Below are 21,081 nucleotides of genomic sequence, written 5' to 3' on the forward strand. Positions count from 1 at the left end.
TCAGCCGTCGCCCAGCAGCTTTCGCGCCAGCGGCACCACCTGACGCGCGAAACGCTGCACCTGATCCACGTCGAAGCCGGGCGGCCAATAGATGAAGGTGTCGAATCCGCCCTCGTGGGCCAGTCGCGCGATGAGCTCCGCCCACTCCTGCGGCGAACCGTGAATCGGATCGGAGCCACGCGGATTCGGGTGCAGCGCACGATCGCTCACCACACCCGGCAGCGCCGCCAGCCGGGTGATGGTGCGCGGATCGCGGCCCACCGCACGGGCCGCCGCGTCGATGCGGGCATTGGCATCGGCCCACTGCTCCCACGGCATCCAATTCGGCAGCGGCGCAACCCATCCGTCCGCGGCCGAACCGATCAGATCCAGGGCGTGCGGGCCCATCGCGCCCAGCCAGATGCCGATGGCGTGCGCGGGCGCGGGTCCGCCCTCGATGCCCTGCACGGTGTATTCGGTGCCCACCACCGAAACCAGTTGTCCCGGACGCCATTGCGCGCGAATGATGGCGATCGCCTCGGCGAGCGCCATGAGCGCGGCGCGGCCCTTGCGCGCCGGTCCGCCCATGCCGACCACGCCGCTCTCGAAAGCGCCCGTCCCCAAACCCAATTCGAAGCGGCCGCCGCTGAGCAGATCGAAGGTGGCGGCCTGTTTGGCGATCATGGCCGGGGTACGCAGCGGCAGATTCGCGACCCCCGGATAGAGGCTGACCCGGCCGGTGGCGGCCAGACACGCGCCGATCACCGCGAAGGTGTCCGCGAACTGCGCGTTGTACGGATGATCCTGAATGGCCACCAGATCCAGCCCGTCGGCATCGGCGGCCAGGGCCATGTCGATGACGTCCGGCAGCGCGGCCGCGACGGGCGGGATCGAAATGCCGAACCTTGCCTTCATCACGCCTCCTCACCAGCGAAAATCGACAAATTCGATCTTCATGGCCGGGTCGGCCGATACCCGGCATTTCGGACGTCGGCCCGCCCGTGGGCGTGTCCGGGGGTTGCGAGCGGCGTATCCGGGCATGCCCACGGAAGAAAGGCAGGTGCCGCATGAACGATCACGACACGGTGCGCAGGCTGCTGCATCGCGCCGGAACCAGCTACGCCGCCGAGGCCGGAATCCGGCTGGCCGACCGGCCCGCGCCACTGTTCCAACTCCTGATGCTGGCCCAGCTGCTCGGGCATCGCATCTCCGCCGATATCGCGGTGGCCGCGGCCCGCGAACTCCTGGCCGCCGGATACACCACCCCGCGCCGGGTGGCCGAGGCGCAATGGTCCGATCTGGTGTTGACGCTCGGCCGCGCCCATTTCGTCCGCTACGACGAGTCCACCGCCACGCGCCTGATCGCCAACGCGTCCGACCTGGTCGCCGAGTGGTCCGGCGATATGCGCGGGCTCGCAGCCGAATCCGGGCACGATCCGGCCCGGCTGGCCGCACTGCTCCAGCGCTTCAAGGGCATCGGCCCGGTCGGTGCGGACATCTATCTGCGCGAGGTCCAGGACACCTGGACCTGGGTGCGCCCGTACTTCGACGAGCGCGCCCGCCGGGGCGCGTCCGAACTCGACCTGCCCACCGACGCCGTCGCCCTCGATCGCCTCAACCCCACCGGCCGGGACGCCGACCTCGCCGCCGCGCTGGTGCGCGTCACCCTCGATCACCACCTGCGCGACGAGATCCTGGCCGAGGCCACGTAGCGGGAGTATTCGAAGCCGCGCGGTCGGCACCGATTACGTCTACGATCCCGGGCGTGAGCTCCCAATCGTCCGGATCGGCCGGGGATGCGGCCGCGTCCGGGCGGATGCGGGCGCGCGACATCGACCGGGTCAATGCCCGGTCGCTGCTCGACGCCGCCTACGAGGAAGGCGAGCTGGGGACCGAGGAGTATCACCAGCGGTCGGAGCGGGCGCAGCGGGCGCAGACACTCGGCGAACTGCGGGCGCTCATCGGCGATCTCCAGCCGAGCACCAAGACCGTCGATCTCACACCCGCCCGAAAGCGGACCCGGCGGAGCGCCGGGGGCTATCCACCGAGCACCCGGGCGCGCGACAGCGACCGACAGGCCGCCTGCGCGCTGCTCGACGCCGGTCTGGCCGACGGGCAGCTGACCGCCGCCGACCATCGCACCCTCACCGAACTCGCCGGTGAGGCAAAGACTTTGGGTGAGCTGGCGCAACTCACCGATGATCTGCAACGCGCCGCGGACGCACCGCCGGACCCGGTGCCGCCGAAATCCCGGCGCGAGACGTGGTTCACCACCGGGGTGGTGGCGGCCAGCATCCTGGTCGCCGTGGGCACGTTCCTGGCGGTGGACCGGCCCGCGTCCGCACCGGCCGGACCGCCCAAGGTGGATATCGGCATCGTCCAGCCGCTGGTGCTGCCGCGGCCGAAATTGACCACCGCCGAAGGCATTTCGTATTTCATCTCCGCCTATCGCGCGAAGTTCGGCGACACCGTCGTCGACGAGGCCGACCTGTTCCCCGACTATGCCGTGGTGACCCGGGGCACCCAGGCGAATCGCAAGGTGCGCTACACCTATCGCGGTGGCTTCGACCAGGGCGAGAACCCGCAGACCCGGCCGCCGGCGACCCCGACCGTGGATCTGGCCGCGGTGAACGTGGCCGCCATCGCGGCGCTGCTGACCCAGGCCCCCACCCTGACCAAGGTGGACCAGGGCACGGTCAGCTACCTGGACATCGAGGGCGGCGCCACCGGTCCCATCGTCCGAATCTATGTGGGCAACAAGGCCGGTGAGAACGGCTATGTCGAGGCCGCTCCGGACGGCCGGATCGTGCGCACCCTGGCGTTCGGGGGATAGGCGAGACCATGGCTGATGCACGCTCCCAGGGATTGCGGGCCCGCGACACCGATCGCGTGGATGCCTGCACCCTGCTCGACGCCGCCCGCGAATCCGGCGAACTCACCGCCGTCGAGCACTCCGAACGCACCGCGAAGGCCATGTCCGCCACCACCTTCGGTGACCTCGACGCGGTGCTCTCGGATCTGCAGATCCCCCGCAATCTGGTGAATTCGGCCGTGGTGCGGCCGAATCGGCGTGGGCCCTCGACGCGGTGGCGGGTCGCCGCCGCGATCGTGGTGGCGGCGGCCCTGCTCGGCGCGTTCGCGGGTTGCGTATCCCGTACGGCCGCACCGAAACCCGCGCTGCCCGACCCGACCACCGGGCCGGGGCTGGCCAGTTTCGTCACGGCCTACAAGGATCATTTCGGCGACACCAAGGCCGACCAGGTGCTGCTCTATCCCGATTACGTATTGATCGAGCGCCGCCAGAATCCGGCCGCGCCGCGTGATGCGCACATCCGCTACGACGGCACCTTCCACTCCTATGACGACGTCGCGCGGTCCCCGGGTACCGACATCTTCGACATGTCGGCCCTGGACATTCGGAAGGTGGCCCCGCTGCTGGCCGGCGCCCCGCAATCGGTGGGTGTCCCGAACGGCCGGATCAGCCACGTCGAGCTCGCCCGCGGCGCGGACGGCAATCCCGAGGTCTCCGTCTATGTCGCCGACGGCTCGGTCAGCGGCTGGTTCAAGATGACCGCCAAGGGCGAGCCCATGGCCGTCTACCCGCCGAGCTGATCCATAGATTTTTTCCGGCACGTGGAATAGATGACGTGCGTCTCCCGTTGGCACAGGTCAGCAAGGTTGAGTGAGTTGGACTCAAGTTGGAGTTGCGCACCGCCCGGGGCGGGGGCAAGATTGAGCCGACCACGCTCAGTGTTACTGGGATGAAGGACAACAGGAGGAACACCATGGCTCGTGCGGTCGGTATCGACCTCGGGACCACGAACTCTGTCATCGCCGTTCTCGAAGGCGGCGAGCCGGTCGTCGTGGCCAATTCGGAAGGATCGCGCACCACCCCGTCGATCGTCGCGTTCGCCAAGAACGGTGAGGTGCTCGTCGGCCAGCCCGCCAAGAACCAGGCCGTCACCAATGTCGACCGCACCATCAAGTCCGTCAAGCGCCACATGGGCGAGGACTGGACGGTCGAGATCGACGGCAAGAAGTACACCCCGCAGGAGATTTCCGCGCGCACGCTCATGAAGCTGAAGCGCGACGCCGAGGCCTACCTCGGTGAGGAGATCACCGACGCGGTTATCACCGTCCCGGCCTACTTCGAGGACGCCCAGCGCCAGGCCACCAAGGAGGCCGGACAGATCGCGGGCCTGAACGTCCTGCGCATCGTCAACGAGCCCACCGCGGCCGCGCTGGCCTACGGCCTCGACAAGGGCGACAAGGAACAGACCATCCTGGTCTTCGACCTCGGTGGTGGCACCTTCGACGTCTCCCTGCTGGAGATCGGCGAGGGCGTCGTCGAGGTCCGCGCCACCTCCGGTGACAACCACCTCGGTGGCGACGACTGGGACGAGCGCATCGTCAGCTGGCTGGTCGACAAGTTCAAGGGCACCTCGGGCATCGACCTGACCAAGGACAAGATGGCCATGCAGCGCCTGCGCGAGGCCGCGGAGAAGGCGAAGATCGAGCTGAGCTCCTCGCAGAGCACCTCGATCAACCTGCCCTACATCACCGTGGACGCGGACAAGAACCCGCTGTTCCTCGACGAGCAGCTGACCCGCGCCGAGTTCCAGAAGATCACCTCCGATCTGCTGGACCGCACCCGCAAGCCGTTCCAGTCGGTCATCAAGGACGCCGGCATCTCCGTCGGCGACATCGATCACGTTGTGCTGGTTGGCGGTTCGACCCGTATGCCCGCGGTCTCCGACCTGGTCAAGGAGCTGACCGGCGGCAAGGAGCCCAACAAGGGCGTGAACCCGGACGAGGTCGTCGCCGTCGGCGCCGCCCTGCAGGCCGGTGTGCTCAAGGGTGAGGTCAAGGACGTCCTGCTGCTCGATGTCACCCCGCTGTCGCTGGGCATCGAGACCAAGGGCGGCGTGATGACCAAGCTCATCGAGCGCAACACCACCATTCCGACCAAGCGCTCGGAGACCTTCACCACGGCCGACGACAACCAGCCGTCCGTGCAGATCCAGGTCTTCCAGGGTGAGCGCGAGATCGCCTCGCACAACAAGCTGCTCGGCTCGTTCGAGCTGACCGGCATCCCGCCGGCCCCGCGCGGCGTGCCGCAGATCGAGGTCACCTTCGACATCGACGCCAACGGCATCGTGCACGTGACGGCCAAGGACAAGGGCACCGGCAAGGAGAACACGATCAAGATCCAGGACGGCTCCGGCCTGTCCAAGGAGGAGATCGACCGCATGGTGAAGGACGCCGAGGCGCACGCGGCCGAGGACAAGGCGCGTCGCGAGGAGGCGGAGACCCGCAACCAGGCCGAGTCGCTGGTGCACCAGACCGAGAAGTTCATCAAGGACAACGAGGACAAGGTCCCGGCGGACGTCAAGACCAAGGTCGAGGCGGCCATCGCGGAGGCCAACGACGCGCTCAAGGGCACCGATATCGCGGTCATCAAGACCGCGGTGGAGAAGCTCGCCACCGAGTCGCAGGCGCTGGGCCAGGCCATCTACGAGGCCTCGGCCGCCGACCAGGCCGCCCAGGGCAACGGTGCTTCGGCGCCGCAGTCCGATGACACCGTCGTGGACGCCGAGGTGGTCGAGGAGCCTGAGAAGAAGTGACGAACCAGAACCCGGAACCAACCATCGATCCGGCTGAGTTCGAGGGGCGCTTCGCGCCTACGGGTGAGGTCTTCGAGGCCGCGGCGGACGACGCCGCGGCCGCGGAGGCCGAGGGTTCCCCCGAGGTGAGCGAGGATGCCCTCGCCGACGCGATCACGGCCGAATTGGCCGAGCGCACAGCCGATCTGCAGCGTCTGACGGCGGAGTACGCCAACTACCGCCGTCGGGTCGAGCGGGACCGCAAGGTCACCATCGATACCGCCAAGGCCGCGGTGGTCAGCGAACTGCTGCCCGTGCTCGACGATCTGGACCGCGCGCGGGCCCACGGCGACCTGGACAACGGGCCGCTGAAGTCGGTGGCGGACAAGCTCGTCACCGCCCTGCAGAAGCAGGGTCTCGAGGAGTTCGGTCTGGAGGGCGAGCCCTTCGACCCGACCCTGCACGAGGCCGTGCAGCACGAGGGCAGCGGCGCGGACCCGGTGCTGGGCATGGTGATGCGCAAGGGCTACCGCTTCGGCGATCGCGTGCTGCGGCACGCGCTGGTCGGCGTGACCGACGGTGTGGCGGATTCGGCTGCGGCGCAGTCGGATACGACGAACGCTGGCACCGATGCCGCTGGCACTGATTAACAACACCCCGACGCCCCCGGCGTCTACAACACCGACGCCCCCGGCGTCACCTACAACACGGAAAGGAGGAGATGCCCGGTGAATCGAGAGTGGCTCGAGAAGGACTTCTACAAGGATCTGGGTGTTTCCTCCAGCGCCACCCAGGACGAGATCAAGAAGGCCTACCGCCGACTGGCCCGAGACCTGCACCCGGACAAGAACCCCGGGGACAGCAAGGCCGAGGAGCGGTTCAAGGCCGTCAGCGAGGCGAATGCCGTGCTGTCGGATCCGGAGAAGCGCAAGGAGTACGACGAAGCCCGGAAGCTGTTCGCGGGCGGCGGTTTCGGCCGCGGCGGCTTCACCCCCGGCGCCGGTTACGGCCAGCCCGGGGGCGGATTCTCCAGCGAGTTCAATATCGGCGACATCTTCGGCGCGGGCGCCGGGGGAGCCGATGGCGGACTCGGTGACATCCTGGGCGGTTTGTTCAATCGCGGTGGCACGCGGGCGTCCTCGCGTCCCCGGCGCGGTTCCGACGTGGAGACCGAGACGACCCTCGGCTTCCGCGAGGCCGCCCAGGGCGTGACCGTCCCGCTGCGCATGACCAGTCCGGCCGCCTGCACCACCTGCCACGGCAGCGGTGCCAAGCCGGGCACCAGCCCGCGAGTCTGCCCGCACTGCAACGGTTCCGGTGTGGTCAGCCGCAATCAGGGCGCGTTCGGCTTCAGCGAGCCGTGCGAGGACTGCCGGGGCACCGGGTCGATCATCGACGACCCGTGTGTCGACTGCCGCGGCACCGGCATCCAGAACCGGACCCGCACCATCACCGTGCGCATTCCCCCGGGCGTGCGCGACGGGCAGCGGATCCGACTGGCCGGTCAGGGCGAGGCGGGCCTGCGCGGCGCGCCGCCGGGTGACCTGTACGTCACCGTGCACGTCAGCCAGGACAAGGTCTTCGGCCGCAATGGCGACGACCTGACCCTGGTGCTGCCGGTCTCGTACGCCGAACTGGTGTTGGGCACAACGGTTTCCGTGCCCACACTGGACGGACGCGTGGGCGTCAAGGTGCCGCCGGGCACCGCCGACGGCCGGACCCTGCGGGTGCGCGGGCGCGGTGTGCCCAAGCGTGACGGTGGCGCGGGCGACCTGTTGGTCACCGTGAAGGTCGCGGTGCCGCAGAAGCTGGACGACAATGCCACCGAGGCGCTCCGGCGCTACGCGGAGGCCGAGAAGACCAGCGGGTTCGATCCACGTGCGGGATGGGCAGGTGCGTAATGAGTTCCGATCATCCGAAGAAGACCGAGGCCCAGTACTTCCTGATCTCGGTGGCCGCGCAGCTGGCGGGCATGCACGCCCAGACGCTGCGCACCTATGACCGACTGGGTCTCGTATCGCCGCAACGCACCTCCGGGGGCGGGCGGCGCTACTCGAACCGGGATGTGGAGCTGCTCCGCGAGGTGCAGCGCCTGTCCCAGGACGAGGGCGTGAATCTGGCGGGCATCAAACGGATCATCGAACTCACCAACGAGGTGGAGGCGCTGCAACACCGGGTGAGCGAGTTGACCGCCGAGGTGGAAAGGCTGCGGGCCGGGTACCGGCCCGCGCACCTGACACCTCAGCCCAGCACGGCCCTCGTGGTGTGGCAGCCCAGAAACCGGCGTAAGCCGCAGTAGGGCAAGAGAACTGGAGCAGGCGGTGTCCCCTCGACGGGGGACACCGCCTGCTCGTTTTCGGCGAATGTTGCGGGCAATGTGCTGAGTTACCCCTAATCACTGTGGGATTGGCGAAGTTCTTTGCGGCAGTTAATTACATACGGACCGGTAGGTTATCGATTACTGCCATTCATGAGTTTTGTCCGTATGCTGCAGGGGAATTAGATGCAGGGCGCGGTTGCGGTGGGATCGCTACTTTACTGAGTCTTGCAAAACGGATCAGGCAGTATCGGCAGCTGAAAGCTCGTGTCGCGCGGCGTGTTCCAGTTGAACAGTCTGTTTTCGCGTCAGATACCCCGCAACGTTCATGTTTTCGAGGATAAAAGGGCGTGTTATTGAAACGTCCCGTTCCGTTGCTGGCTAACCTCGCCTACACTTGCTTGGCAACGGCTGCTGTCGAGTGTCCCGCAGCACTTCACTCGCCGGTCACGCCTGTGTTCGATTGCGAAATGGGGTTGTGACACACATGGATTCGCGGACCGTCGCATTGATAAGAACAACGTTCAAGGCGGTTGCTGCGGAGGATGGTGGCCCCGAGAAACTCGCTCGATCGTTCTACGCCATCCTCTTCACCGACTATCCACAGGTTCGCGACTTCTTCCCCGCCGCCCTCGACGCTCAGCGTGACCGCCTGGTCAAGGCCATCGCCTACGTGGTGGACCGGCTCGAGGAACCCGATCGACTGCTGCCCTTCCTGGCCCAGCTCGGCCGCGACCACCGCAAGTACGGCGTGGTGGCCGAACACTATGTGGCCGTGGGCAAATCGCTGAAGACCGCGCTCGAGGCCTACGCCGGAACCGAGATCTGGACCGAGGAGATCGGCCGGGCCTGGGACGAGGGCATCGGCGTGATCGCCGAAACCATGATCGGCGCGGCCGACCAGGAGACCACCCCGCCGGTGTGGACCGGCACCGTGATCGAGCATCGCGAGGTGCTGCGCAATCTGGCCGTGGTGCGGCTGAAGCTGGACCAGCCCATGCAGTACGCGGCCGGGCAGTACATGAGCGTGCAGATCCCGTCCCGGCCCCGCATGTGGCGGTACCTGTCACCGGCCATTCCCGCGAATGGCAACGGGGAGTTGGAATTCCACATTCGCGGTGTCACCGGCGGCTGGGTCAGTCCCGCCATGGTCGGCCACACCCGGGTCGGGGAACAGTGGCTGATCGGTTCGCCGCTCGGCGGTCTGGGCGTGCCGCGCAATACCCGGCGCAAGATGCTCATGATCGGCTGCGGCACCGGCATCGCGCCGCTGCGCGCGCAGCTCATGGCCATGACCGCGCGCCGCTCCAATCCGAAGGTGGATCTGTTCGTCGGCGGCCACTACCCGTGCGATCTCTACGATCTCGAGGTGCTGAGCCAATTGGCCTGCGCCAACAAGTGGCTCACCGTCCACCCGGTCACCGAATCCACCGAGAACCCGTGGTGGCATTACGACGATTCCGAAGGGCCGCAGGAGTTTCCGGGCCTGCAGCCGCGCGTGGTCGGTCAGATGGGCAAGATCGTGGCGGCCTACGGCTCCTGGGACGACCGGGACGTGCAGATCGTGGGTGCGCCCTCCATGGTGCAGACCACCAAGTTCCGGCTCATGGCCGCGGGGACCCCGACCCAGAACATCCGCCACGATCCCCTCTTCTGAGGCTCAAAACCCTTCGTAGCGAATGGCTTCCGCCGGTGCGCCGATGGCAACCAGCTGATCGATGGTGTTGCGCACCATGGCCGCGCCGCCGCACACCAGGATCTGGTGGTGGTCGAGCGGGCCGAAGCGTTCGGGGATGTCGGCGATGGTGCCCGGCATCATCTCCTCCGGGCGGAAGCCGATATCGACCCGGCACTGCTCGTACCAGGGGTCGACCAGATCCGGATCGTCCTCGTCCTCGACCACGGGAATCACGGTGAGCCAGGGCAATTCGCCGGTCAGCAGGTAGAGCATGTCCGAGGCGTAGAGGTCGCGCGGGTAGCGGCCGCCGACGAACAGGTGGGTGCGCGGCGGCTCGGGGCGGCGCGAGATGTCCAGCAGCAGGGAGCGCAGCGGCGCGAGCCCGACACCGTCGGCCAGCATGACCACGTCGGTGGCTCCCGGCTCCACCGCCAGCCACCCCGCCGGTGCGCTGATCCGCCACTCGTCGCCGGGATGCGAATCGGCGACGATGGAGCCGCTGCACCAGCCGCCCGGCACGGTGCGCACATGGAACTCCAGCTTGCCGTCCAGCGAGGGCGGCAGCGCGCAATACATGCGCCGCACCATGTTCGGATGCTGCGGCGTGCGCACTTCCACCGACTGGCCCGCCGCGAACGGCACGAACTCACCGATCAGCCGCACCACCGTGGTGTCCTCGCGCAGCCGGTGCGCACCGACCACCGTCGCGGTCCACTCTGTTTGCTCACCGGGCGGCAGAGCCTGCTCGCCCAACGGCAGTGCGCCGGTTTCCTCGGGGCCGATACTCAACGCGAACTCCTGATCAGTGCGGCGGTGCGGGGTGGAGCGTCGAAAGGTCGTGCACTACACCGGGTCCGAGCTTATCGCCGACTCCGGGGTGCCCACCGACAACAGAGCGCGCTTGGTGTCGGCGATCATGCGGGCCGATCCGGCGATCTGGATCTGACGATCCGCCCAGGCCCCGAAGCTGGCCACCACCGCGCCCAGATTGCCGATCAGCCGACGGTGCATGCCGAACGGCGTCTCGGCGGGCGGGTACGGATGCCACCACGGGTTGGTCTCGTTCTCGCACACCGGGATCACCGTGAGCCACGGATTCGATTGCGAGAGCTGCCACATGTTCTCCACGTCGTAGAGATCGCACGGGTAGCGCCCGCCCAGGAACAGGTGCACCCGCGGATTGATGCCGCGGCGGCCCATTTCGATCAACTGCGCGCGCAGCGGCGCGATGCCGGTGCCCGAGCCGATCATGAGCACGTCCTTGCGGATGCTCAGATCCACGTGCAGCCCGCCCAGCGGGGCCGCGATCATCCAGCGGTCGCCGACCTGGGTCTCGTTCACGATGGCCGGACTCACCCAGCCGGTGCGCACCTTGCGCACGTGGAATTCGATCTCGCCGTAGGGATTCGTGGGAATCGCCGGGGACAGATAGCGCCACATCTTGGGGCGCTGCGGAATCGCGATCGGCACGTACTGCCCGGCCTGATACGGGATCGGGGTGTCGGTCTGCAGCCGGACGATGGCCAGATCGTCCACCACCCGCCGGTGCCCGACCACCGTCGCCTCCCAATAGGGCTGCGACTTATCGGAATTGGCCCCGATGGCCATGGACGCCGAGATCAGGATGGTGATGTCGCGCCAACCCGCCTCCAGCGGCCGCGACCAATTGGCCGCGCCGTTGTAGCTGCGGAAGGCCGCGAGCAGGGCGCGCCCGGCGATGTCGTAGTGCGCGGCCTCGACCCCGTATTTGCGGTGGTCGCGCGCGAGCTGTTCGAGGAAGCGCTGTGCGCGATCCCAGTCCTCCAGATTGTCGAGCACGAATTGGATGGCGGTGACCAACCTCTTCGGCTGCATGTCCATGGCGGAGGGGAACAGCTCCCGCAGGGCGGGAATCTCCGCGAAAAGATGACCGTAGAACGCGCTGATCAGTCGTTCGGGCCCGTTCGGGGCCTCGACGACTGTCCGAAAGTTTGCGCGGACCAGCGCTGCCGAACGCGCATCCACGACGTCGAGCTTTCCTTCCTGTGCTGCTACCCCGGAACGCCTGCTGCCAGGCGGCCCTCCGCGTCAAGTATCCCTTAAAAGCCGGTGGTCGCACGGATATAGCGGGAGGTGATCGTTTTGTGTGACTCGAGGTTCAGATGACTATGACGGTCTTGCCGCGGGCACCGGGCGCGCCGATGGCATCGGCGGCCTCCGCCAAGGGTGGCATATTGCTGATCGGCACCATCAGGTCGCCGTTCCCCACCAATCGTAAGAGCTCCCGCAATTCGGCTGCGCCGCCGGTCGATTCGAGATTGCCGCCCCGGATGTCGCGGGCCCGCAAATCGGCCTCGTTCGCGGACCAGATGGTCGAGTAGGCCGCACCGCCCGGCCGCACCAGGCTCGCGTTGTCGGCGAAGACCGGCGGCGGGGAGACCAGGTCGAAGAGCACGTCGATGCCGCCCGGATCGGTGATCCGCACCGAATCGGCAACCGAGAGCTCCGAGGCCTCGGCGTGGGTCGGGGAGTCGGTGACGGTGATCCGGCCGTAGTTCACCACCTCGGTCGCGCCCAGGCGAATCATTCGATCGGTGTCGTCGGGCCGCGCGGTGGCGATGGTGTGGGCACCGGCCAGCGCGGCCAGTTGCACCAGATACGAGCCGACCCCGCCCGAGGCCCCCACGATCAGCACCTTCTGCCCGTCCGAAACCCCGGCGGCGCGCATGAGATCCAGCGCGGTGATGCCCGCGGTCGGCAGCGCCGCGGCCCGGATCGCGGTGACCTCGTCGGACAGCTTGGCGATGGTGCTCTCGCGCGGCACCACGATGTACTCGGCGAAGGTGCCGTGCCCGACCGGCGGAATCAGGAACTTCCCGACCACCCGATCCCCGATCTCGAAGTCGTCCACGCCCGCGCCCACGGCGCTGACCGTTCCCGCGCCGTCGACGCCGGGAATCATCGGAAAGTCGTGGGGCAGTTTGCCGTCCAGGAAGCCGTCGATGATCCGCTTGTCGAACGGGTTGACCCCCGCCGCTTCCAGCTGGATCTGTATCTGTTCCGGTCCGACCTCCGGAGTCGGCATGTCGGCGGTCTCGGGCTTGCCACCGAATTCACGGACGACGATCGCGCGCATTGAACTCCTCACATGTGGGCTCTTCAGAAGGGGTTTCAGGGGAAGCCCCTGAGAGTTCCGAGAGTTGAGGCGAACCGGTGTGATGCGTCAACGAACGCCCCCATCGTACGCGTAGCGTAAGTAGGGGCTTTGGTCCTCTGGCGGCGACGCCGGAAACTAGTCAGACTTGAGCGGAACAGACTCAACTTGTGCCGCGTTGTACCGGGCAGCGACTAGTAGGAAGGTGACAGTGGACTCGTTCAATCCCACCACCAAGACCCAGGCGGCCCTGACCGCCGCACTCCAGGCGGCCTCCGCCGCCGGAAACCCGGAGATCCGTCCGGCGCACTTGCTGGTGGCGTTGCTGGATCAGACCGACGGCATCGCCGCCCCCTTGCTCAAGGCCGTCGCAGTCGACCCGGCGACGGTGCGGCGCGAGGCCCAGGACATCGTCGACCGGCTGCCCCGCGCGACCGGCGCGACCACCACCCCCAACCTCGGGCGCGAGGCCCTGGCCGCGGTCACCGCCGCGCAGAAGCTGGCCACCGAGATGGGCGACGAGTACGTCTCCACCGAGCACCTGATGGTCGGTCTGGCCGAAGGTGATTCGGATGTTCAGCAGCTGCTGCTGAAGTACGGCGCGACCGCCGACGCGCTGCGCGAGGCGTTCACCGCCGTGCGCGGCAATACCCGCGTCACCACCGCCGACCCGGAGGGTTCGTACCAGGCGCTGGAGAAGTACTCCACCGATCTGACCGCCGCCGCCCGCGAGGGCAAGCTGGACCCGGTCATCGGGCGCGATCACGAAATCCGCCGTGTCGTCCAGGTGTTGAGCCGCCGCACCAAGAACAACCCGGTGCTCATCGGCGAGCCGGGCGTCGGCAAGACCGCCATCGTGGAGGGCCTGGCCCAGCGCATCGTCGCGGGTGACGTCCCGGAATCGTTGCGCGGCAAGAAGCTCATCTCGCTCGACCTGGGCGCGATGGTGGCCGGCGCCAAGTACCGCGGTGAGTTCGAGGAGCGGTTGAAGGCCGTGCTGGAGGAGATCAAATCCTCTGCGGGACAGATCATCACGTTCATCGACGAGCTGCACACCATCGTGGGCGCGGGCGCGACCGGCGAATCCGCCATGGACGCCGGAAACATGATCAAGCCCATGCTCGCCCGCGGTGAGCTGCGGCTGGTCGGCGCGACCACGCTCGACGAGTACCGCCAGCACATCGAGAAGGACGCGGCCCTGGAGCGCCGCTTCCAACAGGTGCTGGTCGGCGAGCCGTCGGTGGAGGACACCGTCGGCATCCTGCGCGGGCTCAAGGAGCGCTACGAGAACCACCACCACGTGCGCATCACCGATTCCGCGCTGGTGGCCGCCGCGACCCTGTCCGACCGCTACATCACCTCCCGGTTCCTGCCGGACAAGGCCATCGACCTGGTCGACGAGGCCGCGTCCCGGCTGCGCATGGAAATCGATTCCCGCCCCGTGGAAATCGACGAGATCGAGCGCGTCGTGCGCCGCCTCGAGATCGAGGAGGTGGCCCTGGCCAAGGAGACCGACGAGGCCTCCAAGGCGCGGCTGGAGAAGCTGCGCTCCGAACTCGCCGACGACCGCGAGAAGCTCAACCAGCTGATGACCCGCTGGCAGAACGAGAAGCAGGCCATCGACGCGGTATCGGTGCTCAAGGAGCAGCTGGAGTCGCTCAAGGGCGAGTCCGAGCGGGCCGAGCGCGACGGCGACTACAACAAGGCCGCCGAACTCCGGTATGGGCGAATCCCCAAGCTGGAGAAGGAACTCGCCGAGGCCGAGTCCAAGGCCAAGTCGGCCTCCGACGGCGACGTCATGCTCAAGGAGGAGGTCGGCCCGGACGATATCGCCGAGGTGGTGTCGTCGTGGACCGGTGTCCCCGTCGGCAAGATGATGGAGGGCGAGACCCAGAAGCTGCTGCGCATGGAGGACGAGCTGGGGCATCGGGTCGTCGGGCAGAAAGAAGCCGTGCAAGCGGTTTCGGATGCGGTGCGCCGCGCGCGGGCCGGGGTCGCCGACCCGAACCGTCCGACCGGTTCCTTTATGTTCGTGGGTCCGACCGGTGTCGGTAAGACCGAGCTCGCGAAGGCGTTGGCGGACTTCCTGTTCGACGACGAGCGCGCCATGGTCCGCATCGATATGAGCGAGTACTCCGAGAAGCACTCGGTGGCCCGCCTGGTCGGCGCGCCCCCGGGCTATGTCGGCTACGACCAGGGCGGTCAGCTCACCGAGGCGGTGCGGCGACGCCCGTACACGGTGGTGCTCTTCGACGAGATCGAGAAGGCCCACCCGGACGTCTTCGACATCCTGCTGCAGGTGCTCGACGAGGGTCGGCTCACCGACTCCCAGGGCCGCACGGTCGATTTCCGCAACACCATCCTCATCCTGACCTCGAATCTGGGTGCGGGCGGTGACAAGGACATGGTCATGGCGGCGGTGCGCTCGGCGTTCAAGCCGGAGTTCCTCAACCGGCTCGACGACGTGGTCATGTTCCACGCCCTCGACGAGGAACAGCTGGAGCTCATCGTCGACATCCAGCTGCAGCAGCTGCAGAAGCGGCTGTCGCAGCGCCGCCTGAAGCTGGACGTGTCCGACTCGGCCCGCTTCTGGCTGGCCGTGCGCGGCTACGACCCGGCCTATGGCGCGCGGCCGCTGCGCCGCCTCATCCAGCAGGCCATCGGCGACTCGCTCGCCAAGGAACTGCTGGCCGGAGAGGTGCAGGACGGCGACACGGTGAAGGTCAACGTCTCCCCCGACGGGGACACGCTGATCGTCGGGCGCTGATTCGCCTCCGGCGGTGTCCGATCGGGCACCGCGGCGCCCCGCTCGAACTTCGGTTCGGGCGGGGCGTTCGTCGTCGCGGCCCGCTTTTGGGACCGTCCGGTCGAGTTCGCGGCTCATCAGGTCCAGGCCGCCTACCCTGGAGGCCATGACCAACCCGAGCGATCCGTGGTCGCGGCGGCCGGAACCGGGCCAGGACGGTGGGCCGACCGAGCAGGCCGGACCGGGCGGCCACCCCTCGGACAACAGCCCGACCGAGTATTTCGGGCAGCCGATCGGAGCCGACTCCACCCGGGTCATGCCGCCCGCCGACGCGCAGTGGGGCGGCTACGAGACCGGCGGGGGCTACGAGCCGACGGCCGTCTACTCGGGGCAGCAGGGATACCCGCCGACGGCCAGCTACGGCACTCCCGGCAGCTACGGCACTCCCGGCAACTACGGCGCCTCCGGCAACTACGGCACTCCGGGTTATCCGGGCGGGCCCGGCGGTCCGGGTGGGCCGGGCGGCTATCAGCCCGCGGGATTCCCGCAGGACCCGCCGCCGCCCCCGCCCAAACGCAATACGACCCTGTGGGTCGCCCTCGCCATCGGCGCGGTCATCGTCGTCGCCATCGCGGGCGTATTGATCGGAACCCTGTTGGGCAGCAAGGATTCGTCGAATTCCGCATCCGCGTCCAGCAGCGTCCGGACCTCCTCGTATCCGGCGCCGGGCAATACCTCCGCCGTGCCCCTACCCAGCGGCATCCCGACCATTCCGGGCCTCGGGGACCTGGATCAGCTCGGCGCCAATATGGGCACCATCGCCAGCAACGACGGGTCCACGCTGACCCTCACCTCGCTGACCGGCGACAAGCTCACCGTCAAGACCGATGACAAGACCCAGGTGATCTCGCTCGGCAGCACCAAGGTGGCCGATCTCGCCGTGGGGGAAGTCGTTATGGTGCAAGGCGATAAGAACGCCGACGGATCCATTCAGGCGAAGCTGATCTTCAGCACCTCGCTGCCGAGTGCGACCCGATGACAGGCGAAACCGCAGGCGTGCCGGGCATTACAACGTTCAGCTGGATAGGGTAGGCGGCGATGACGGCGATATGGTTCGGGCTGGCGGCGATCGCACTCGTGGGTGCGATCGTGCTGCTCTACTTCGATCGGCTGCAACGGCAGCGTACGGGACACGTACGACAGGTCTGGGCGAAATCCCAGGGCTACACCTATGTTTCGGTGGAGCCCGCGCTCGCCTCCACCTGGCGGCGCGGTGCGCTGGCCAAGCTCGGCTACCTGTCCGCGGTGGACGTGGTCTCCGGCAACCGCAAGGGCGAGAAGTTCGTGCTCTTCGATCTGGAGGACGCCGCCACCCTGGTCGCGGTGCGTCGCCAGATCGGCTCGGACATCGATATCGACCTGCGCCTGAAAACCGCGGCGCCGCCGAAGGATCACGATCTGGAGCTGCTCGGCGCCATCGGTGACCGGGTGGTCTTCGCGACGAATCCGGACATCGCCCGGCACGCGGTGGATCAGCGCATGGTGGCGTTCATCGAGTCGCTGCCCGACACCGTGCAACAGCTGTGGTCCGAAGGCAATTGGACGCTCGGCATGCTGCCGGTGGGTTCCGCCTCCAAGGACTGGGAGATGGCCATCGACGCGGTGCTGCGGCTGTCCGGTCTGCTGCACGTGCTGCCGCCGGTCATCAATGCCGAGCGTGGCCGCGACGAACTGCCCGAACCCGGCAGCTCCCGCCCGGTCCCCGAGGACGACGACTACGACGGCCACGACGAGTACGGCGACTACGCCGACGAGGAACCGCCCCGGCCGCGCCCGCGCGCGGAGGCCGACGACTACGACTCCCCGCTGGTCAGCGATATCGCCGGAGAGGCGGACGCCGACGGTGAGTCCGAGAACTGGCGTCCCGCACTGAAGGTCGTGCCGGACCCGCGCAATCGTCCGCGCCGCAACTGGCCGCCCGCCCCGGAGGACGAACCGGATTGGCGCGACGAGTCCGGCGTGCCCCGCGGCCCCGAGGACGAAGACCGTTGGGCCGAGCCCGAATCCGAGGACCGCGACGAGGATCCCGACCGCGAGCCCGAGGAGGGCTGGCGCAAGGATCAGGGCCGCAGCGCCCCGCCCGGCGGCCCCTTCCATCCGGGGTTCCGGCCCTATCAGGGACCGACTCCCCGGTGACGCGCCACGGGGTGCGCCCGCCCGCGGCACGCCGCGACCACGTCGTGTCTGCGTGAATTCGCCGCGGGTGGGTCGCCCAGGCCCCAGAATGGGGGCGCAGTTTCCGGTCATCGCCGACCGTTGCCCCGTCGTGCGAGTGATAGGCCGTCGATGACCGAGAGTTCCCCTGCCCGCCTGCCCGGCGCGCATCGTTCGGTGGCCCTGGTCACCGGGCCCACCTCCGGCATCGGCAAGGCGTACGCCACCCGGCTCGCCTCGCTCGGTTACGACCTGGTGCTGGTGGCGCGCGATGAGGACCGGCTGGCCGCGCTGGCACACGATGTGCAGGTGCGGTTCGGTGCGCGCGCGGAGATGCTGCCCGCCGATCTGGCCCGGCCGCACGATCGCGATCTGGTGGCCGCCCGCCTGGGCGACGGCGTCGAATTCCTGGTCAACAACGCGGGATTCGGCATGTCGGGTGAATTCTGGACGCAGGAGCCCGACGCCCTGCAGCGGCAACTGGATGTGAACGTCACCGCCGTGGTGCAGCTGACCCGGGCGGCCCTGCCGCCCATGCTGCACGCCGCCAAGGGCACGGTGGTCAATGTGGCCAGTACGGCGGGTCTGATCCCCGGACGGGGATCGACCTATTCGGCCTCCAAGGCGTACGTCGTATCCTTCTCCCAAGGGCTGGCGGGCGGGCTGGCCGGGACCGGAGTCCGGGTGCAGGCCTTGTGCCCGGGATTCGTCCGCACCGAATTCCATGAGCGAGCCGGAATCGATATGGCCTCGCTGCCGCGACCACTGTGGTTGAGCGTGGACGAGGTGGTGGCCGGTTCGCTGCGTGATCTGGAGAGAGACCGGGTGATCAGCGTGCCCGGAATGCAGTACAAAGCGATCGTCGCGATCGCCGGACTTATCCCAGGATCCCTGGTGAGCCGCCTGAACCGGGGCCTGTTCAACGCACGCGGAAGGACATAGACACAGCAATGCAGGTAACGACGACCGACCGGGACAGACTCGCGGCTCTGGTGCGTGACCTCGCCGTCGTACACGGCCGGGTCACCCTGTCCTCGGGCAAGGAAGCCGACTACTACGTGGACCTGCGCCGGGCCACCCTGCACCACGAGGCGGCCCCGCTGATCGGCAAGCTGCTGCGGGAACTGGTGGCGGACTGGGACTTCGACGCGGTGGGCGGGCTCACCATGGGCGCGGACCCGGTGGCGGCCGCGGTCATGCACGCGCCGGGCCGTCCCATCGACGCCTTCGTGGTCCGCAAGGCGGCCAAGACCCACGGCATGCAGCGGCAGATCGAGGGCCCGGACATCGTGGGCAAGCGGGTGCTGGTGGTCGAGGACACCACCACGACCGGCAACTCACCCCTCACCGCGGTGCGCGCGCTGCGCGACGCGGGCGCGATCGTGGTCGGCGTGGCCACGGTGGTGGACCGGGAGACCGGGGCCGACGGCATCATCGCGGCCGAGGGTCTCGAGTACCGCTCGATTCTGGGTTTGAAGGACCTCGCACTGGGCTGAGGACAAAAGTCCTTACTCGGTGGTGAACGCGACTTGGCGCTGGGCTGAACCCTTGCTCTGGGTTAGCCTGGTGCTGGTCTTACGTCCGACAAAGGTGTTGTGAAGGGTCGTGTGAGTCACCTGTGGTGAGCATTGCTATCAATAAGGGTCATCAGAATGTCGCAATGCTCGGCATCGGCGCCTACCGGCCCCAGCGCCTGGTCAGCAACGCCGAGGTGTGCGAGGTCCTCGACTCCACCCCCGAGTGGATCTTCGAGCGCACCGGCATCCACAACCGGCGTTGGATCTCCGGCGACGAGACGCTGCGCAGCATGGCGGTGGCGGCCGGTGACCGGGCGCTGAACAACACCGGCATCGATCGCGCCAAGATCGGCGCGGTCATCCTGTGCACCTCCAGCTGGCTCAAGCTGACCCCGCACGGCGCGCCCACCGTGGCCGCCGACCTCGGCATGAACGGCATCCCGGCCTTCGACCTGACCTCCGGCTGCGGCGGTTTCGGTTACGGCCTGGGTGTCGCCACCGACATGATCCGGTCCGGCTCGGCCGAATACATCCTGGTCATCGGCGCGGAGACGATGACCGTCGGCCTGGACCCGACCGACCGCGGCACCGCCATGATCTTCGGTGACGGCGCGGGCGCGGTCGTGGTCGGACCCAGCGAGGAGAACGGCATCTCCCCGACCGTGTGGGGCTCCGACGGCGAGAACGCCGAGGCCATCGCCCAGGATGTTGACTTCCTGGAGTTCATGAACAAGGCGCAGCGGCTGCAGGGCACCGACCCGGAGATCGAACCGGTCGGCCGGATGTCGCTGCACATGGAGGGCCCCAAGGTCTTCCGCTGGGCCGCGGTCACCCTGCCGCGGGCGCTCTCCAGCGCCATCGAGGTCTCGGGTGTGGCCAAGGAGGACATCGAGATATTCATTCCGCACCAGGCCAATGCCCGCATCAACGAGCTCATGAAGAAGAACCTCGGGCTCGCCGACGACATCCCGATGGCCAATGACATCGAGAACACCGGCAACACCTCGGCCGCCTCGATTCCGCTGGCCATGGAGGAAATGCTGGTGACCGGCAAGGCCAAGGGCGGCCAGCTGGCGCTGCTGCTCGGGTTCGGCGCGGGCCTGTCCTACGCGGGCCAGGTCGCGGTGCTGCCCCCGGCCCCGGCCGAACCCAGCTTCTGATGGCCCGCCCGTTCCGCGCCGCGTTCGTCGGCGCGGCGGCGGTGACCGTGTTCGGCGCGGTCACCGGTCGTGAGAAAGCGCAGTGGGCGGCCAAGCCGCTGCTCATGCCGCTGCTGGCGGCGGACGTCGTGGCAAACGGCGGGTATCTGCACCGGACCGACCGCGCGGTACTGCTGGGCGCACTGGCCGCGGCCACCGTCGGGGACGTATTGCTGATCGATCCGGACGACGATCGCCGATTGATTGCCGGGGCTTCGTCTTTCGCGGTCATGCAGACCGGCTACTCGTGGCTGTGGTTCCGGCGCGGCGGTCGGCCGCGGGCGTCGGTCGTGGCTCCCCGGGTGGCGGCATGGTTGGGTGCGGCGGTCCTCATGCGGTGCAAGGCCCCGACGGTGGCGGTTCCGCTCACCGCCTACGGCGCGACCCTCGGTACGGCGGCCACCCTGGCGTCGGATCCGGACCTGGCGCGCGACGCGAAAAACATCGCGGGACTCAATATTCCCAATGCCGATCCGCGCAGTCGGCTCGGGCTGGGCGCGCTGCTGTTCACGCTGTCGGACGGATTGATCGTGCTGCGACGGGTTTTCGCGCGCGGCGAGAAGTCGCGGCGGGTCACCGAGGGCATGATTCTCGGGACCTATGCGGCGGCGCAATATCTGCTGGCGGATCCGCGCGCGCATCGGTAATCGGTAATCGAATCGGTCACCGTATCGGTCATCGAATAGGTCACCGGT

General features: G+C 68.1%; 19 protein-coding genes. 15 read left to right on the top strand and 4 right to left on the bottom strand.

Features of this window, described 5'->3' with window-relative positions; all coding sequences use genetic code 11:
* Positions 1–894 (bottom strand): LLM class flavin-dependent oxidoreductase, encoded by an 894-nt coding sequence (locus VMT65_RS36330; RefSeq protein WP_326313234.1) that lies wholly within the window; start codon positions 892–894, stop codon positions 1–3.
* Between the two features lie 152 nt (positions 895–1,046).
* On the opposite strand from VMT65_RS36330, the gene VMT65_RS36335 reads away from it, so the two are divergent.
* The 8 genes from VMT65_RS36335 (at position 1,047) to VMT65_RS36370 (ending at position 9,556) form a co-directional block, all read left to right on the top strand.
* A complete protein-coding gene (locus VMT65_RS36335) occupies positions 1,047–1,691 on the top strand; it encodes an endonuclease (RefSeq protein ID WP_326313235.1) in 645 nt (214 codons plus the stop codon).
* Positions 1,692–1,744: 53 nt separating this feature from the next.
* Positions 1,745–2,812, top strand: coding sequence for a DUF1707 SHOCT-like domain-containing protein (locus VMT65_RS36340; protein ID WP_326313236.1), 1,068 nt, complete (start codon positions 1,745–1,747; stop codon positions 2,810–2,812).
* An 8-nt stretch (positions 2,813–2,820) separates the two neighbouring features.
* Positions 2,821–3,591, top strand: a complete 771-nt coding sequence (locus tag VMT65_RS36345) for a DUF1707 SHOCT-like domain-containing protein (protein ID WP_326313237.1) — start codon at positions 2,821–2,823, stop codon at positions 3,589–3,591.
* Positions 3,592–3,764: 173 nt separating this feature from the next.
* On the top strand, positions 3,765–5,603 hold the full coding sequence (dnaK, locus tag VMT65_RS36350; protein WP_326313238.1) for a molecular chaperone DnaK: 1,839 nt from the start codon (positions 3,765–3,767) through the stop codon (positions 5,601–5,603).
* Positions 5,600–6,232 (top strand): nucleotide exchange factor GrpE, encoded by a 633-nt coding sequence (grpE, locus tag VMT65_RS36355; protein ID WP_326313239.1) that lies wholly within the window; start codon positions 5,600–5,602, stop codon positions 6,230–6,232. Before dnaK ends, grpE begins: the two co-directional genes overlap by 4 nt.
* A gap of 78 nt (positions 6,233–6,310) precedes the next feature.
* On the top strand, positions 6,311–7,483 hold the full coding sequence (gene dnaJ / locus VMT65_RS36360; RefSeq protein ID WP_326313240.1) for a molecular chaperone DnaJ: 1,173 nt from the start codon (positions 6,311–6,313) through the stop codon (positions 7,481–7,483).
* On the top strand, positions 7,483–7,881 hold the full coding sequence (locus tag VMT65_RS36365) for a heat shock protein transcriptional repressor HspR (protein ID WP_326313241.1): 399 nt from the start codon (positions 7,483–7,485) through the stop codon (positions 7,879–7,881). The genes dnaJ and VMT65_RS36365 overlap by 1 nt, the downstream gene beginning before the upstream one ends.
* A 505-nt stretch (positions 7,882–8,386) precedes the next feature.
* Positions 8,387–9,556 (top strand): globin domain-containing protein, encoded by a 1,170-nt coding sequence (locus VMT65_RS36370; protein ID WP_326313242.1) that lies wholly within the window; start codon positions 8,387–8,389, stop codon positions 9,554–9,556.
* Positions 9,557–9,559: 3 nt separating this feature from the next.
* On the opposite strand, the gene VMT65_RS36375 is transcribed toward VMT65_RS36370, so the two are convergent.
* From VMT65_RS36375 to VMT65_RS36385, 3 genes are all read right to left on the bottom strand, one after another.
* On the bottom strand, positions 9,560–10,360 hold the full coding sequence (locus VMT65_RS36375) for an FAD-binding oxidoreductase (protein ID WP_442790389.1): 801 nt from the start codon (positions 10,358–10,360) through the stop codon (positions 9,560–9,562).
* Positions 10,361–10,420: 60 nt separating this feature from the next.
* Positions 10,421–11,581, bottom strand: coding sequence for an FAD-binding oxidoreductase (locus VMT65_RS36380; protein WP_326313243.1), 1,161 nt, complete (start codon positions 11,579–11,581; stop codon positions 10,421–10,423).
* A 133-nt stretch (positions 11,582–11,714) separates the two neighbouring features.
* On the bottom strand, positions 11,715–12,692 hold the full coding sequence (locus VMT65_RS36385) for an NADP-dependent oxidoreductase (RefSeq protein WP_326313244.1): 978 nt from the start codon (positions 12,690–12,692) through the stop codon (positions 11,715–11,717).
* A 229-nt stretch (positions 12,693–12,921) separates the two neighbouring features.
* Between VMT65_RS36385 and clpB the strand changes: the two genes are divergently transcribed.
* The 7 genes from clpB (at position 12,922) to VMT65_RS36420 (ending at position 21,033) form a co-directional block, all read left to right on the top strand.
* Positions 12,922–15,477, top strand: a complete 2,556-nt coding sequence (gene clpB / locus VMT65_RS36390; RefSeq protein ID WP_326313245.1) for an ATP-dependent chaperone ClpB — start codon at positions 12,922–12,924, stop codon at positions 15,475–15,477.
* Positions 15,478–15,622: 145 nt separating this feature from the next.
* Positions 15,623–16,495 carry a DUF5666 domain-containing protein gene (locus VMT65_RS36395; RefSeq protein WP_326313246.1) on the top strand — a complete coding sequence of 291 codons (873 nt, stop codon included), beginning with the start codon at positions 15,623–15,625 and terminating at the stop codon, positions 16,493–16,495.
* 59 nt (positions 16,496–16,554) lie between these two features.
* Positions 16,555–17,652, top strand: coding sequence for a hypothetical protein (locus tag VMT65_RS36400; protein WP_326313247.1), 1,098 nt, complete (start codon positions 16,555–16,557; stop codon positions 17,650–17,652).
* A 150-nt stretch (positions 17,653–17,802) separates the two neighbouring features.
* Entirely contained in the window at positions 17,803–18,612 is an 810-nt protein-coding gene (locus tag VMT65_RS36405; protein WP_326313248.1) for an SDR family NAD(P)-dependent oxidoreductase, read from the top strand.
* 8 nt (positions 18,613–18,620) lie between these two features.
* The gene (pyrE, locus tag VMT65_RS36410) at positions 18,621–19,166 is read left to right on the top strand and encodes an orotate phosphoribosyltransferase (protein WP_157389682.1); all 546 of its coding nucleotides are present in this window, start codon (positions 18,621–18,623) and stop codon (positions 19,164–19,166) included.
* 122 nt (positions 19,167–19,288) lie between these two features.
* Entirely contained in the window at positions 19,289–20,347 is a 1,059-nt protein-coding gene (locus VMT65_RS36415; protein ID WP_326313249.1) for a beta-ketoacyl-ACP synthase 3, read from the top strand.
* Positions 20,347–21,033, top strand: coding sequence for a lysoplasmalogenase (locus VMT65_RS36420; protein WP_326313250.1), 687 nt, complete (start codon positions 20,347–20,349; stop codon positions 21,031–21,033). The genes VMT65_RS36415 and VMT65_RS36420 overlap by 1 nt, the downstream gene beginning before the upstream one ends.
* The last annotated feature ends 48 nt before the right edge of the window (positions 21,034–21,081 follow it).

Origin of the sequence: Nocardia sp. CDC153, assembly GCF_035818515.1 — a bacterium.
Classification (GTDB): Bacteria; Actinomycetota; Actinomycetes; order Mycobacteriales; family Mycobacteriaceae; genus Nocardia.

What these genes read in the sequence shown, in the direction of transcription:
- VMT65_RS36330 (WP_326313234.1), bottom strand. Translation starts at nt 894, where the DNA reads ATGAAGGCAAGGTTCGGCATTTCGATCCCGCCCGTCGCGGCCGCGCTG.
- VMT65_RS36335 (WP_326313235.1), top strand. Translation starts at nt 1,047, where the DNA reads ATGAACGATCACGACACGGTGCGCAGGCTGCTGCATCGCGCCGGAACC.
- VMT65_RS36345 (WP_326313237.1), top strand. Translation starts at nt 2,821, where the DNA reads ATGGCTGATGCACGCTCCCAGGGATTGCGGGCCCGCGACACCGATCGC.
- dnaK (WP_326313238.1), top strand. Translation starts at nt 3,765, where the DNA reads ATGGCTCGTGCGGTCGGTATCGACCTCGGGACCACGAACTCTGTCATC.
- VMT65_RS36365 (WP_326313241.1), top strand. Translation starts at nt 7,483, where the DNA reads ATGAGTTCCGATCATCCGAAGAAGACCGAGGCCCAGTACTTCCTGATC.
- VMT65_RS36370 (WP_326313242.1), top strand. Translation starts at nt 8,387, where the DNA reads ATGGATTCGCGGACCGTCGCATTGATAAGAACAACGTTCAAGGCGGTT.
- VMT65_RS36385 (WP_326313244.1), bottom strand. Translation starts at nt 12,692, where the DNA reads ATGCGCGCGATCGTCGTCCGTGAATTCGGTGGCAAGCCCGAGACCGCC.
- VMT65_RS36395 (WP_326313246.1), top strand. Translation starts at nt 15,623, where the DNA reads ATGACCAACCCGAGCGATCCGTGGTCGCGGCGGCCGGAACCGGGCCAG.
- VMT65_RS36400 (WP_326313247.1), top strand. Translation starts at nt 16,555, where the DNA reads ATGACGGCGATATGGTTCGGGCTGGCGGCGATCGCACTCGTGGGTGCG.
- VMT65_RS36405 (WP_326313248.1), top strand. Translation starts at nt 17,803, where the DNA reads ATGACCGAGAGTTCCCCTGCCCGCCTGCCCGGCGCGCATCGTTCGGTG.
- pyrE (WP_157389682.1), top strand. Translation starts at nt 18,621, where the DNA reads ATGCAGGTAACGACGACCGACCGGGACAGACTCGCGGCTCTGGTGCGT.
- VMT65_RS36420 (WP_326313250.1), top strand. Translation starts at nt 20,347, where the DNA reads ATGGCCCGCCCGTTCCGCGCCGCGTTCGTCGGCGCGGCGGCGGTGACC.